The organism is Empedobacter sp. UBA7252, from assembly GCF_002472765.1.
In the GTDB taxonomy this organism is placed as follows: Bacteria; Bacteroidota; Bacteroidia; order Flavobacteriales; family Weeksellaceae; genus Empedobacter; species Empedobacter falsenii_B.
The window spans coordinates 59,501-73,848 of the sequence record NZ_DKSQ01000086.1 but is presented as its reverse complement, the minus strand read 5'-3'; the positions used below and the strand labels follow the sequence as shown (position 1 = coordinate 73,848).

General features: G+C 30.5%; 13 protein-coding genes. 11 read left to right on the top strand and 2 right to left on the bottom strand.

From position 1 onward, the window contains the following. Nucleotides 1–492: a Cys-tRNA(Pro) deacylase gene (gene ybaK / locus B2X73_RS12455; protein ID WP_125349287.1), complete on the bottom strand. Its 492-nt coding sequence runs from the start codon at nt 490–492 to the stop codon at nt 1–3. Nucleotides 493–793: 301 nt separating this feature from the next. Between ybaK and tyrS the strand changes: the two genes are divergently transcribed. Beyond that, nucleotides 794–1,996, top strand: a complete 1,203-nt coding sequence (gene tyrS, locus B2X73_RS12450; RefSeq protein ID WP_125349288.1) for a tyrosine--tRNA ligase — start codon at nt 794–796, stop codon at nt 1,994–1,996. 54 nt (nt 1,997–2,050) lie between these two features. Here tyrS and B2X73_RS12445 read toward each other — a convergent pair whose 3' ends face one another. Further along, on the bottom strand, nt 2,051–3,640 hold the full coding sequence (locus B2X73_RS12445; RefSeq protein ID WP_291077631.1) for a transcriptional regulator: 1,590 nt from the start codon (nt 3,638–3,640) through the stop codon (nt 2,051–2,053). 498 nt (nt 3,641–4,138) lie between these two features. On the opposite strand from B2X73_RS12445, the gene B2X73_RS12440 reads away from it, so the two are divergent. The 10 genes from B2X73_RS12440 (at nt 4,139) to asnS (ending at nt 14,307) form a co-directional block, all read left to right on the top strand. Then, nucleotides 4,139–5,128 (top strand): LLM class flavin-dependent oxidoreductase, encoded by a 990-nt coding sequence (locus B2X73_RS12440; protein ID WP_115001001.1) that lies wholly within the window; start codon nt 4,139–4,141, stop codon nt 5,126–5,128. Further along, on the top strand, nt 5,129–5,626 hold the full coding sequence (locus tag B2X73_RS12435; protein ID WP_291096551.1) for a hypothetical protein: 498 nt from the start codon (nt 5,129–5,131) through the stop codon (nt 5,624–5,626). A 39-nt stretch (nt 5,627–5,665) separates the two neighbouring features. Next, the gene (locus B2X73_RS12430; RefSeq protein WP_115000998.1) at nt 5,666–6,637 is read left to right on the top strand and encodes a polyprenyl synthetase family protein; all 972 of its coding nucleotides are present in this window, start codon (nt 5,666–5,668) and stop codon (nt 6,635–6,637) included. Between the two features lie 3 nt (nt 6,638–6,640). Further along, nucleotides 6,641–7,630, top strand: coding sequence for a GSCFA domain-containing protein (locus B2X73_RS12425; protein WP_221855401.1), 990 nt, complete (start codon nt 6,641–6,643; stop codon nt 7,628–7,630). Beyond that, nucleotides 7,620–8,387 carry a TatD family hydrolase gene (locus B2X73_RS12420; protein WP_221855403.1) on the top strand — a complete coding sequence of 256 codons (768 nt, stop codon included), beginning with the start codon at nt 7,620–7,622 and terminating at the stop codon, nt 8,385–8,387. Before B2X73_RS12425 ends, B2X73_RS12420 begins: the two co-directional genes overlap by 11 nt. Before the next feature lie 50 nt (nt 8,388–8,437). Continuing rightward, complete coding sequence (gene pyrH / locus B2X73_RS12415; RefSeq protein WP_115000992.1) at nt 8,438–9,148, top strand: UMP kinase; 711 nt, start codon at nt 8,438–8,440, stop codon at nt 9,146–9,148. Nucleotides 9,149–9,156: 8 nt separating this feature from the next. Beyond that, complete coding sequence (gene frr, locus B2X73_RS12410; RefSeq protein ID WP_115000990.1) at nt 9,157–9,711, top strand: ribosome recycling factor; 555 nt, start codon at nt 9,157–9,159, stop codon at nt 9,709–9,711. 76 nt (nt 9,712–9,787) lie between these two features. After that, a complete protein-coding gene (locus B2X73_RS12405; RefSeq protein ID WP_219034348.1) occupies nt 9,788–12,199 on the top strand; it encodes a DUF5686 family protein in 2,412 nt (803 codons plus the stop codon). Between the two features lie 58 nt (nt 12,200–12,257). Next, nucleotides 12,258–12,695 carry a hypothetical protein gene (locus B2X73_RS12400; protein WP_280051165.1) on the top strand — a complete coding sequence of 146 codons (438 nt, stop codon included), beginning with the start codon at nt 12,258–12,260 and terminating at the stop codon, nt 12,693–12,695. Nucleotides 12,696–12,858: 163 nt separating this feature from the next. Then, nucleotides 12,859–14,307 (top strand): asparagine--tRNA ligase, encoded by a 1,449-nt coding sequence (asnS, locus tag B2X73_RS12395; protein ID WP_291096549.1) that lies wholly within the window; start codon nt 12,859–12,861, stop codon nt 14,305–14,307. Nucleotides 14,308–14,348 lie beyond the last annotated feature (41 nt).

Sequence of the window (14,348 nt, the reverse complement as noted above, 5' to 3'; positions counted from 1 at the left end):
TTATGAATCAAATTGTGTAATATCTTCAAATTTAGCCTCAATCAAATTTCTTAAATCTTCGGGGTTTAGAATAATTTGTAAACCTCTTTTTCCTGCACTAATACAAATCTGATCTTGCAAAACAGCCAGTTCTTCTATGTAAGTAGGAAATTGCTTTTTCATTCCGATAGGTGAGCAACCACCACGAATATAACCTGTAACATTCAGCAAATCTTTCAAAGGAAGCATTTCGCAGTTTTTATTACCAGAAATTTTCGCAAATTTTTTCATATCAAGATGTGTGTTTGCAGGAATTACGGCAACTAAAAATGGTTCTATATTTCCTTTCAAAACCAAAGTTTTATAAATTCCTTCCGGATTTACGTTCAATGAATTTGCAACATGCAAAGCATCAATATGTTCTTCATCAACTTCATATTCGCGCAATTCGTACGAAATATTGTGTGTGTCTAAAATTCGTACTACATTTGTTTTAGCAGTTTTATTGCTCATTCTATAATAATTTACACAAAGTTATTACGAAAAACTTTTATAAAGGTTTTTCTATAGAATTATTGTCTAAGATAATTTTTTGAACGAAAATTTCTATTCTCAAAACTATTCTTACCTTTGCATTATAAATGAAGTTTTTGCAACACATATTACGTTTACCGTTTTTTAGCACTTATTATCGTACAATATTTGCTCGGGTAGACTATGTGTATACTTCGTATTAATTTTGTACGTCAAAAATTTAATCATAATCTACAAGCCCGAGCAGTTTTGCTCGGGCTTTTTTTATTTAAAAAAAATCATGGAAAATTTAAAAAGTTTAAAGGAAAATGTAGCTATTTTTTTACCAGAAAATGGATTGGAAGAAAAATTAAAATTAGCTGAAAAAGAAAATCGACCATTACGAATCAAATTAGGTTTTGATCCTACCGCACCAGATTTACATCTTGGTCACGCCGTTGTATTGAAGAAATTGAAAGAATTTCAAGATTTGGGACATCAAATAGTTATTTTGGTTGGGAGTTTTACAGCTCAGATTGGAGATCCAACAGGAAAAAATAAAAGTCGTCAACCGCTGAATGCAGAACAAGTTCAGAACAATGCGGAAACCTACATTAATCAATTGTCAAAAATTATTGATGTGAATAAGGCTGAAATTGTGTTTAATTCAGACTGGTTAGATCATTTACCTTTTTCGGATATTATTCAGTTGTTGTCAAAAGTTACGGTTGCACAACTGATGCATCGAAATGATTTTAATAAACGCTTCACCGAAAATACGCCGATTGCAATGCATGAGTTGGTTTACCCGATTTTACAAGCATACGATTCTGTTCAGATAAGTGCTGATATCGAAATGGGAGGAACGGATCAATTATTTAATTGTACAATGGGACGACAATTGCAAGAAACCAATGGAGAAGCTGCTCAGATTGTAATGTGTATGCCACTTTTGAGAGGAACCGATGGAAAAGAAAAGATGAGTAAATCGTTGAATAATATTATTGGTTTGACGGATGAACCAAATGAAATGTTTGGGAAAACAATGTCTATTCCAGATGATTTATTAGAAGAATATATTGCGTTAGCAACGGATTTTTCTATTGAAGAAAAAATGAATTTGAATGAGCGATTAAAAACAGATAATCCAATGTTAATTAAGAAATTAGTTGCAAAAAATATTATTATTCAATACCATTCTGTAAATGAAGCTGAACAAGCAGAAGAATTTTTTAACAATCAATTTCAGAAAAGAAATGATGAAAATAGAGTTTTCGAAGTTGTTAAAATTAGTTCTTTAAACTTTGAGAATGATAATATTACATTGTTAGATGTTTGTCATCAATTAAAGAAAGATTTATCGAGAAATGCAATCAGACGTTTGATAGAAAGCGGTGCAGTACAAATTAATGGAGAGAAAAAAATGGATGCTTTTGATGATTTTGAATTAAAAACCGAAACTAAAATTAAAATAGGAAAACGAGATTTCTTCGAGTTGAAGTAATAGTGAAAAGATGATTTACTATTTAGTAAATCATCTTTTTTATCTCCTATTTTCTTAATCTTGAAAAATTTGATCAAAATTTTTATATTTCTTTTTTAAGCGTTGTTTCGCTTTTTTGACTGAATCAGCCGAAATTCCTAAGATTTGCGAAATTTCTAAATTGTTCAAGCCTAATTTTAACAAATAAATAGTTCTCAAATTAGATTCGGTTAAAGATGGAAAATTTTGAGAAAGATATTTTACAAAATCGTTTTGTTCATGAGCAAAAATATTTTTGAAATTTCCCCAACTTTCGTCTGTCATTAAATGCGAATCTAAGAGATTAACTAATTCATTATATTGTTTTTCTTTGTTTATGGTACTTGAATTGGAAATAGAATTGATTTCATTTTTTAATGTAACTATTTGTTTATTCTTTTCAGACAAATAAGTTTTATAAGATTCTAAAGTTTGAGCAGTTTTATTTAATTTATTTTCAGATTTAAGTTTTTCATTTTGAATAGATAATATTTTATTATCGTATGTAGAATTTTGTATTTTTATTTTTCGACGATAAGAAATTATTACAAATAAAATGATAATGATTAATAGAAAAGAAATAAGAAATAATGCATTTTTTAGGATGGTTGTTTTCTCTTGTTCTGCTTTTTCTGCTTCAAATTTAAAGTTGAAATTATCTTGTTGAATTTTCCAATTAATTTCATTAATCACATTTTGGCCATCAGTTTTTTGCAACTCTAACTCCAATTCATCTAGTTTTCTTCGGCTAATTAACTCCTCATTGATATTATTGTTTTTTACAGCAATTTCTAATAAGATTTTATAAATGTCATATTCAAAACTGTTCAAATAAATTTTCTGAGAAGCATATTCTTTTGCTTCATTCAAAATTATTTTAGCATCATCAATTCGATTTAATTGCAAGTACAATTTTCCCAATTGAATATTAGCGTACATTAAATTTCGAGCGTTTTTTAATTTTTTAGAAATTTCAATATCTTTTTTCAAATTATCAATCGCTAAATCGTACTGTTTGTTGAGAATATTTATAGAGGCAATATCACCTAAAGCTTTTGCATATCGAATTTCGTCCTTATTTTGAATTGCATATTCTTTTGTTAATTCGAAGTAATTATTTGCTTTATTAATATTATTTTTATTCATAAAAACATGACCAATCGCATTCAGAATTGTTCCATATTCGTGGTCTTTTTTGTTGGTATATTTTAAAGCTAACAAAAGATATTTTTCACTTTTATCAAATTCTTTTACATTCATAAAGTAGAATGCATTCTTTTTGTAAACATCACTTTTAGAAAAAATATCCTCATCTTTTGTTAAGTCGAGAAGTTTTGATGCTTCCATAAAATATGGATAAGCATTTTGATATTGGCTAAAATTATAATAGTAATACCCATATTGTGTATTCACCCAAATTTGTAATTCTGGTGAGTTAACATTTTTTGAAACTTTTAATGCAGACTCAAATAACGAATTACTTTTTTTGTTTAATTTATCGTTGGTTTGTGCATAGAGATTAGCTAAATAAACTTGATAAATTGATTTTAGACTTTTTGATAAAAAAGAAGTTGATGAGATATCTAATTTCTTGAAATTATTTTGCAATTGAATAGTATCTGTCACATTTTTATTCTGTTCGATGATTTTTTCAATAAGAATACGTTCATCATTTTTACTAATAGAACTAAATGATGATAAAAATAAAAAAGGAAAGAGTAGGAGCGTAAAAAAAATAGAAACTTTCAATATATTATTTTTTCAAATATAGACCGAAAAAATTGTAAATCTTAACAAAAAATTGAATTATTTTTATGTTTTACTTCATTTTCAAAGTATTGATATTTAGATGAATATGAAATGTCCCCCCAGTTGTCCCCCCAGTTGTCCCCCCTCTAAATTGAGTATTTATTTTTTTTATTATCTATTTTTGAATTAAGTATCTCGAAAGATTACTAATCTATCATCAAACTATTAATTAAAAATTTTAGACTCTTCAACTACTTAAACCTATTTATAAATCCAATTACAAAATTATCTCCTCCATAATGTATGTTATGGGGGAATTTTTTTTGAATTTTTTTCTTTGTAATTTAGTTTAATATTTTAATTAGAAAAGAACGGATGAGAAAAATAAACTACTCAGTGTTGGATTTGGCTTATGTAAGAGAAGGAGATACATTAAATCAAACGTTCAAAAACACGTTAGATAACGCAAAATTTGTAGACGAAATAGGGTATAGCCGTTATTGGTTATCTGAACATCATAATATGCAGAATGTAGCGAGCGCGGCAACTTCTTTATTAATAGGCTATGTAGCAAATGGAACTTCAAGAATTAAAGTTGGTTCGGGAGGAATAATGCTACCTAATCATACTGCTTTATCAGTTGCAGAACAATTTGGGACTTTGGATGCGCTTTATCCAAATCGTATCGATTTAGGTTTAGGTCGTGCGCCAGGAACTGATCAATTAACAGCTTCTATTTTGCGTAGAGGAGATAATTTTATGAATTACGATTTCGAAGCTGAAATCAAAAATCTACAAAACTATTTTAGTTTAGATAATAAAGAAAGTAAAGTGCGTGCGATTCCTGGAGAAGGAGCAAATGTGCCGATTTATATTTTGGGATCAAGTACAGATTCGGCTTTTTTGGCGGCTAAATTAGGTTTACCTTATGCATTTGCGGGGCATTTTGCGCCACAACAATTTTATAATGCGGTAGAGATTTATCGTTCTCAATTTCAACCTTCAGAATTTTTGCAAGAACCTTATACGATTGCTTGTGTCAATGTAATTGCGGCGAATACAGACGAAGAAGCGCATTATTTATCGATGTCGATGTACCAAGGATTTTTGAATATTATTACCGATAAACGCCAACCAATTGTTCCACCCGAAAAAACACAATTAGAATTGGCTTCGCCTGAGCAAAAATATATGCTAAAAGGAATGACAGCTTTGTCTTTTATTGGAAGTAAAGGTGCTTTGGCGCAGAGTTTAGATGAATTTATTTTTGAATCTAAAATTGATGAAATTATGGTTTCTACGAATGTTTTTGATCAAAAAGCAAAACGAAAATCGTATCAAATTGTAAGTGAATTATTTCGTTAAATGAAATCAAAGAAATCAATCTCAAAGTTCAAGTATTATTCAATGTTTGTTGATCAATTCAAAGATCAATTGACGATTGTTTTGATGCTAAATCTTGTTTTATTTTTTATTGAAAACCATTGGAGTTATCTTGTTCCTGAAGAATTTTTGTTTGTAAGTCACAAAGATATTTTTGGCTTATTTAGAGAACAATTTGTGCTGAATGAATTTTTTGAGGTATTGGCTTATACTTTTTTGGGCGCTTTATTTATCCATTTCGGAACATATAAAATGAATAAAATCTGGATTTTTAGGCTTAATGCGTTGCTTTTAGTAATTGTTTCCACTTATTTTTGGACAATTCCTTTGCTGCAAAGTGCTGAGATTGTTTTACAAAAAGGTCATCCTTATTTTATTGCGGCGATTATTGGTCAAATTCTTTTGTATTTGATTGTCGGAAACGAATTTTTAGGTTCAATCAAAAATAAAAGAAAACAACCCAAAATCAATCATTCTTAGTTATATTTGCCAAAACTTAATTTTTACAAAAATCAAACTATGTACTCATTTGATAAATTTCACGAATTAATTGCCGAAACAATCGATAAAAATCCATTTTCTAAAAATCCAGAAGAATTATACGAACCGATGGATTATATTTTGAATATTGGTGGTAAAAGAATTCGTCCAATTTTGACTTTATTGGGAACTGATTTGTTTGATGGTGAAGTTGAAAAAGCGTTGAAACCTTCGTTAGCGATTGAGTTTTTTCATAATTTTTCGTTGATGCACGACGATATTATGGACAATGCTTCATTAAGAAGAAGTAAACCAACAGTTCACGAAAAATTTGGATTAAATACAGCGATTCTTTCTGGTGATGCGATGTTGGTAAAAGCATATCAATATTTAGAAGATTTAGAACCAGAATTATTTAAACGTTCGACAAGATTATTTTCTAAAACTGCTTTAGAAGTTTGTGAAGGACAGCAATTGGATGTGAATTATGAAACAAAATTGAATGTTTCATACGAAGATTACATCAAAATGATTTCTCTAAAAACGAGTGTTTTACTTGGTTGTGCTTTGAAATTAGGCGCAATGATTGGAAATGCTTCGGAGGAGGATTCAGATAAATTGTACCAATATGGTTTGAATTTAGGAATCGCGTATCAATTGAAAGATGATTATTTGGATGTTTTTGGTAGCCTTGAACATTTAGGTAAAAAACACGCTGGAGATATTTTCGAGAATAAGAAAACGATTCTTTACATTTCTGCTTTAGAAGCGGCAAACGAAGAAGAAAAAGAGGAATTATTATATTGGTATAGTTCAAATACAGATAATATCGATAAGGTATATGCGGTAGAAAAATTATTCAGAAAACTGAATGTTAACCGTAAACTTTCAACGTTAATTAGAGAATATACGAATAAAGCGCACAGCTATTTGGATCAAATTGATGTTCCAGAAGAACGTAAATCTTATTTGAGAGAATTAAGCGAAGTTTTAATTGATCGACAAGGATAAAAAATGCAATTTCGAACGTCTTTTCAAATTCAATCTTCTGATTTTAAACTCAATCATCAACACAAAATATTGACGATAGGTTCTTGTTTTTCAGATGAAATTGGAAAGCGTTTGACCGATTTAAAGTTTGATGGATTAATTAATCCATTTGGAGTGATTTTTAATTCACATTCCATTCAAAATTTAATAGAAAGAAGCATTCATAAAAAATATTTTACAATAACTGATGTACATCAAAACGGAGAAGAATTTTTCTGTTTCGATGTACATTCGTCGTTTAATGCGTTGACGAAAGAAGCTGTTTTAGAGGAATTAAATTCAACAATCAATCAGGTTCATGATTACATTCATTCTTGTGATGTGTTGATGATTACATTGGGAACATCGTGGATTTATGAATGGAAAACTTCAAATCAAGTTGTCGCGAATTGTCATAAAGTTGAGGCAAAACAATTTGAAAAAAGATTATTAACAACAGAAGATAATCTAAAATCGTTGGAATTGATTGTTTCAGATTTGAAGAAAATTAATCCAACTATTCGCATCATTACAACAGTTAGTCCTGTTCGTCATACAAAAGATGGAATGATCGAAAATAATGTAAGTAAAGCTAGACTGTTGGATGCTTTATATCAATTAAGTCTTCAAAATAATCAAGTTGAATATTTCCCGTCATATGAATTAGTTTTAGATGATTTGAGAGATTATCGTTTTTTCAAAGAAGATTTGATTCATCCATCGAAACAAGCCGTTGATTATATTTGGGAAAAGTTTTCAGAAACTTATTTCGAGCAATCAACGCAAACAATTATTCAAAAAATAAATAAAGTTATTTCAGCAATTAATCATCGCCCTTTTAATGAAGGATCAGACAATTATCAACAATTTTTAGTAAAAACGATTACATTGATGAATGAATTAGAAAAAGGAAATCAACTTGATTTTTCAGTTGAAAATGAACTTTTGAAATCAAAAATAAAACATGTTAATTGATACACATACACATCTATATTCGGAGCAATTTGAGAATGATATAGATGAAGTAATTGCGCGAGCAAAGCAAAATGGAGTAGAGCGATTTTATTTGCCAGCAATTGATAAAAGTTACACGGATAGAATGTTGGCGTTAGAAGCTGCTCACCAAGATTCGATGTTTGCGATGATGGGTTTGCATCCGTGTTCGGTTCATCCAGATACAATAGAAGACGAATTGGCTCATGTGCGCGAATGGATTGATAAACGACCATTTAAAGCAATTGGCGAAATCGGAATTGATTTGTATTGGGAAAAAGAATTTTTACAAACGCAACAAGATGCATTTAAAATGCAAATTGAATGGGCAAAAGAAAAGAATTTACCAATTATCATTCATTGTCGAGATGCTTTCAATGAAGTTTTTGAAGTGTTAGAAGAAGTGAAAGATGAAAAATTATTCGGAATTTTTCATTGTTTTTCAGGAACAAAAGAAGATGCACAACGCGCAATAGATTTCAATTTGAAATTAGGAATTGGTGGAGTTGTAACCTTTAAAAATGGTAAAATAGATCAATTTTTAGGTGATTTTGATATCAAACATATCGTTCTCGAAACAGATTCACCTTATTTAGCGCCAGTTCCGTTTCGTGGAAAACGAAATGAAAGTAGTTATTTGACACATGTTTGCGATAAGTTGGTTGATATTTACCATCAAACACCAGCTGAAATTGCAGCAATTACAACAAAAAATGCGTTTGACATTTTCGAACGTTAGGATAAATCAGAATAGAAAAATTATATTTGCAAAAGAAAACCTTTGACAAGATGAAATACAAAAGAATATTACTTAAATTGAGTGGTGAAGCATTAATGGGAGATTTACAATATGGTATTGATCCAAATATGCTGAAACAATATGCGCAACAAATTAGAGAAGTTGCTGAACTTGGTTGCGAAGTGGCAATCGTAATCGGAGGTGGTAATATTTTTAGAGGTGTACAAGGTGTTGCTTCTGGTATGGATCGTGTACAAGGAGATTATATGGGAATGTTGGCAACTGTGATTAACAGTATGGCATTGCAAGGAGCTTTGGAAGATGCTGGTGTTAATACACGTTTACAAACGGCTATTCGTATGGAGCAAATCGCAGAACCATTTATCAAAAGAAGAGCTACGCGTCATCTAGAAAAAGGTCGTGTCGTAATTTTTGGTGCAGGAACAGGAAATCCATATTTTACAACAGATACAGCAGCCGTTTTGAGAGCAATTGAAACGCAAGCTGATGTTATTTTGAAAGGAACTCGTGTTGATGGAATTTATACTGCAGATCCAGAAAAAGATCCAACAGCAGAGAAATTCGAAACAATTTCTTATCAAGAAGTTTACGATAAAAACTTAAAAGTAATGGATATGACAGCTTTTACTTTGAGTGAAGAAAATAATTTACCTATTATTGTATTTGATATGAATACAGATGGTAACTTGAAAAAATTAATTTTAGGAGATAACGTAGGTACTCTAGTAACAAATAAATAAATCCCGAAATGGAAGAATTAGATATTATTTTAGAAACGGCTAAGGAGCAAATGCAGGGAACTGTAAGTCACTTAGAGGTTGCATTCGACAAATTAAGAGCAGGTAAAGCTACTCCTGCAATGTTAAGTTCAGTTCGTGTTGATTACTACGGAAGTTTATCTCCGTTAACTCAAATTGCAAATGTAAATACACCAGATGCAATGACATTGAGCATTCAACCATACGAGAGAAATTTAATTCATGAAATTGAAAAAGCAATCATCAATGCTAATTTAGGTTTTGCACCTTCTAACAATGGAGATACAATTATTATCAGTATTCCTCCAGTAACAGAAGAACGTCGTAAAGAGTTGGTGAAAATGGCCAAATCGGATATGGAAACTGCTAAAATTTCTCTTCGTAATGCACGTCAAGATGCGAACAAAGCGTTAAAAGCTGTAAAAGAAGCTTCTGAAGACATGGTGAAAGATTACGAAACACGTGTTCAAGGATTAACAGACAAGTTTTCTAAGAAATTAGAAGAAGCTTTAACGAAAAAAGAAGCTGAAATCATGAAAGTTTAATCTTTCTTGAAAAAAAAATATTTTAAGGCAGCGTTTCGCTGCTTTTTTTATTTATTTGCATAATCAATTTCAAAAGATGAAGAACTATATATTCCTGCTAAATTTCTGTATTTCAATTGCCACATTTGCTCAAATTAAAGTGAGAGTATTCGATGCTCAAGACGAATTTCGTTTAACTGGTGCTAATGTTTACAGCGATACCAAACAATTTCTTGGTCAAACAGACGAATTAGGAGAATTGGATATCAATGATTCTGTTCATTTTATTGATATAATCAAAAACGGATATTTCTCAGAAAGTATTCAGACTGATGGTAAAAAGTTGGTGGAAATTATGATGAAACCTTCTTTCATTAGTTTGGATGAGGTTAGTTTTACGACAAATGATTCTGTTGGTCGTAATTTGATTATCAAAGCAATTCGCAATCAATCCAAAAATACAATCAGAAACGGAGGAAATATTTTCCTAAAATCATACACTAAATTTTGGAGTACAGTAAATAACGATTCGATTCCGTTTATCATTCAACCTCAAAATCACAAAGATTCTGTCAATAATCAATGGAAAAAATTGTTAGACAACAGTCATTTATTTTTGGGAGAACGTGCAATGGATCATAAAGTTTCGAAGCGTTTTGGACTAAAAAATATCGTGCAATCTTCTCGTATTTCTGGAATGCGTTCGCCTTTGTACGAATATTTGGCGATGCAACCAATTGCGTTCAATTTTGATCAAGATAAAATCAATTTTTTCTTCAAAGGAATTATTAATCCAGTAAGTCGAGAAGGTCTTTCGCATTACCGTTATGGTTTCAAAGAGGATATTTTTATTGATGGGCGAAAAACGGCTGTTATTAGCTTTTTCCCTTCAATCAAAACGGATAAAAGACAAATTAAAGGAACACTTTGGATTGATGATAGAACGTATGCTTTAATCAAAATTGAAGCAGAAAATACGATTTCAAATTATGTTGCAGAATTAGAAGCAGATTGGAAATTGAATAATGGTTCTTGGATTCCAAATCAACAAAAATATCGCATGGAAGCTGGTAATTTTAAGATTACAGAGAAATTATCCGATGATGATTTTATTGATAAAAAAGAAAAAATTTGGATTAATCTTGAAACAACTTTCAAGGATATTCAAAATCCAGCACATTTCAAACGCAACGAATTTTTAGGTTACGAAGACGAAATTTCTTTTCAAAATATGAACGAAAAGAAATGGGACAATGTGATGGAAGATTACCGCGATTCGTCATTATCAAACAAAGAGCGAAATACTTATACGACAATTGATAGTATTGGCGATAAATATAAGTTAGAACGTCAAATGAAATTGATGAGAATCATCAATTCTGGTGGGAAATTATCATTAGGAAAAGTTGATTTAGATTTAACAAAAATCTTAGCGTTTAATGATTACGAAGGTTTTAGACTTGGTGCCGCGTTTAATACAAATGAAAATTGGAGCGATAAATATTCGTTGAATGCGTATTCAGCTTATGGTTTCAAAGATGAAACATTCAAGTTTGGATTTGGTGGAGATTATTATGTAAATAAGCCTTATTCGGGTCGAATTTTTGCAAAATACTCGCAAGATGTTTCGGCTTCTGGGAAAACGCCAATTTTATTACAATCGAATTATACACGTCTAATTTCTGGAGCTTTTAGTAATATTTATAATCACGAATATTTTTCGTATAAACATTATTCTTTTGGATATGAGCAAGATATTTTCAAGAATGTAACCTTCAATATTTCGGCAAATTATGAAAAACAACAAGCAGAATTTGATTATTCTTTCCTGAATAATATAGGTTGGTACGATTTGTATAATACGCAATTAGCGATCCGTTTTGCACCAAAAGACAAGTTTATCCGCACGCCTTACGGAAAAGTGACGGTGAATAGCGGGAAATCTGTTTTCTATGCAATGTTGACGAAATATTGGGATATTTTCAATTCTGATTATGATCCACTTCGTTTCAATATTTCTTATTTTGATGTGTTCGATACGCGAGTTGGTAAAACAAATTTCAATGTAAATGCGGGTTGGGTTGAAGGAAAAATGCCGTTGATGAACTTGTTCGAAGGACAAGGAAACGCAAAACGTAATGATTTTGCAAACTTTGGAGTAGGAGGTTTAACAAATTTCGAAACAATGCGTCCTGGAGAATTTTATTCGGATCGATTTGTATCCTTTCAATTGAAACATATTTTTGCTGGCGTTAAAGTCGGAAACAAAATTATTTTCCCACAATTCGTTTACCGTGGAGTTTTAGGTGATATGAAAGATAAAACAGATCATCAAAATTTAGATTTCAAAACATTGAATCATTATTACCACGAAACAGGAGTTGAAGTAAATAATTTAATTTTCAAAACATTTGGATTGGGAGCATTTTACCGTTTAGGTGCTTATTCAGAAGAAAAATTCCAAGATAATTTCTATTTAAAATTAACTGTAAATTTGAATTTTTTGTAGGTATTTAGATTTTGTCATTCTGGACTCGTTTCAGAATCGTATATATTGATTTAAATTTATGAATAAAGAGTTTGAACTTAAAAAATATAGAGATTTAGTACTTGCGACTATAGATTATTATATTGTTCATCTTGCTTTTAATAATGAAATGAAAGATGAATATATTCGTCTAAAAACTCAAACAGAGGAGTATTATTCAAAAAGAAAATTAACTATTTTAAAAAACTGGTTTAAAGATTTAACGTCTGATTTTATCGAAGATAGAGATTTTGGTTTTAATGAATATTTGATAAAGACAACCAATTATGACATTGATATTTTTGAATCATATTTTAAAAGAATCGAAAAGATAATTGAGAAAGATCAAATTAAAACTGATAGTCAATTTTACGAATTAAAAAATTATGTAGATTATTTAATTCAAAATAATAATTCTGATAAAGTTCTTATTCAAAGAATAAATGAACTTCTTTTGCGTTTTGAATCTAAGAACTAGAATAATTTCACTTCAAAAAATAAACTAAAATCAAAAATCCTTTACATTTTCATTGAAATTGTAAAGGATTTTTAGGTTGGTTGAAAAATATTCGCAAAAATTATGCCTATAATTTTTATAACTTTAAATAATAACTAAATTTGTAAGGATAAATTAAAAAATTATGCAATCGTACGGAATTAAAGCCTTATTAGAAAAAGGCAAGGATTTGTTGCTACAGGAAGTAGTTGTAAATGGATGGGTAAGATCGTTCAGAAGTAATCGTTTCATCGCGTTGAATGACGGTTCTACAATTAATAATATTCAAGTAGTAGTAGATTTCGAAAATTTTGACGAATCAATTATAAAACAAATTTCTACAGCAGCTTCTTTACAAGTAAAAGGAGAAGTGGTAGAAAGTGAAGGAGCTGGTCAAGAGATTGAAATTGTTGCGAAAGAAATCAAAATTTTAGGAACTGCGCCATCTGATGATTTAAAAGGAACAATTTTACAACCAAAACAACACAGTTTAGAGATTTTGCGTGAGCAAGCACATTTACGTTTCAGAACAAATGTTTTTGCTGCAACTATGCGTGTTCGTAACGCGTTAATGTTCGGGATTCACAAGTATTTCAACGAAAATGGATTCGTTTACATCAACACGCCAATTATTACAGGATCTGATGCTGAAGGAGCAGGAGAGATGTTTCATATCACAAACTTGGATATGGAAAACTTACCTAAAAATGAAGAAGGTAAAGTAGATTATACACAAGATTTCTTTGGTAAATCGACTAACTTAACGGTTTCTGGACAGTTAGAAGGAGAAACAGCAGCAATGGGATTAGGGAAAATTTATACATTTGGACCTACTTTCCGTGCAGAAAACTCGAATACTTCTCGTCACTTAGCTGAATTCTGGATGATTGAGCCAGAAGTTGCGTTTTTCCGTTTAGATCAAAATATGGATTTGGCAGAAGATTTTATGAAATCTGTTATCACTTATGCAATGGAAACGTGTAAAGATGATTTGAAATTCTTAGCTGAACGTTTTGACAAAGAACAAAAACAAAAACCAGAAGCAGAGCGTTCTGAATTAGGTTTAATTGAGCGTTTAGAATATGTTTTAAATAACAAATTCATTCGTTTAACTTATACAGAAGCAATAGATATCTTAAAAGATTCTAAACCAAATAAAAAAGGTAAATTCAAATATCCAATCGAAGGTTGGGGAGCAGATTTACAATCAGAACACGAACGTTATTTAGTTGAGAAACATTTCAAAACGCCAGTTATTTTATTTGATTATCCTGTAGAAATCAAAGCATTTTACATGCGTATGAATGATGATGGAAAAACAGTTCGCGCAATGGACGTTTTATTCCCTGGAATCGGAGAAATTATCGGAGGTTCTGAACGTGAAGAGCGTTTAGAAGTTTTAGACGAAAAAATGGAAAAATTCGGAATTGATAAAGAAGAATTATGGTGGTACCGTGACACAAGACGTTTCGGTTCTGTGCCACATTCAGGTTTCGGTTTAGGTTTAGAGCGTTTGGTATTATTCGTTACAGGAATGGGTAACATTCGTGACGTAATTCCTTTCCCTAGAACACCGAATAACGCTGAATTTTAATCAAAATATTTTTACGGATTTATGCTTAAAAATTGTAACTT

Bases quoted from the DNA above. Each gene is read 5' to 3' on its own strand.
- ybaK (WP_125349287.1), bottom strand. From the start codon at position 492: ATGAGCAATAAAACTGCTAAAACAAATGTAGTACGAATTTTAGACACA.
- tyrS (WP_125349288.1), top strand. From the start codon at position 794: ATGGAAAATTTAAAAAGTTTAAAGGAAAATGTAGCTATTTTTTTACCA.
- B2X73_RS12440 (WP_115001001.1), top strand. From the start codon at position 4,139: ATGAGAAAAATAAACTACTCAGTGTTGGATTTGGCTTATGTAAGAGAA.
- B2X73_RS12435 (WP_291096551.1), top strand. From the start codon at position 5,129: ATGAAATCAAAGAAATCAATCTCAAAGTTCAAGTATTATTCAATGTTT.
- B2X73_RS12430 (WP_115000998.1), top strand. From the start codon at position 5,666: ATGTACTCATTTGATAAATTTCACGAATTAATTGCCGAAACAATCGAT.
- B2X73_RS12425 (WP_221855401.1), top strand. From the start codon at position 6,641: ATGCAATTTCGAACGTCTTTTCAAATTCAATCTTCTGATTTTAAACTC.
- B2X73_RS12420 (WP_221855403.1), top strand. From the start codon at position 7,620: ATGTTAATTGATACACATACACATCTATATTCGGAGCAATTTGAGAAT.
- pyrH (WP_115000992.1), top strand. From the start codon at position 8,438: ATGAAATACAAAAGAATATTACTTAAATTGAGTGGTGAAGCATTAATG.
- frr (WP_115000990.1), top strand. From the start codon at position 9,157: ATGGAAGAATTAGATATTATTTTAGAAACGGCTAAGGAGCAAATGCAG.
- B2X73_RS12405 (WP_219034348.1), top strand. From the start codon at position 9,788: ATGAAGAACTATATATTCCTGCTAAATTTCTGTATTTCAATTGCCACA.
- B2X73_RS12400 (WP_280051165.1), top strand. From the start codon at position 12,258: ATGAATAAAGAGTTTGAACTTAAAAAATATAGAGATTTAGTACTTGCG.
- asnS (WP_291096549.1), top strand. From the start codon at position 12,859: ATGCAATCGTACGGAATTAAAGCCTTATTAGAAAAAGGCAAGGATTTG.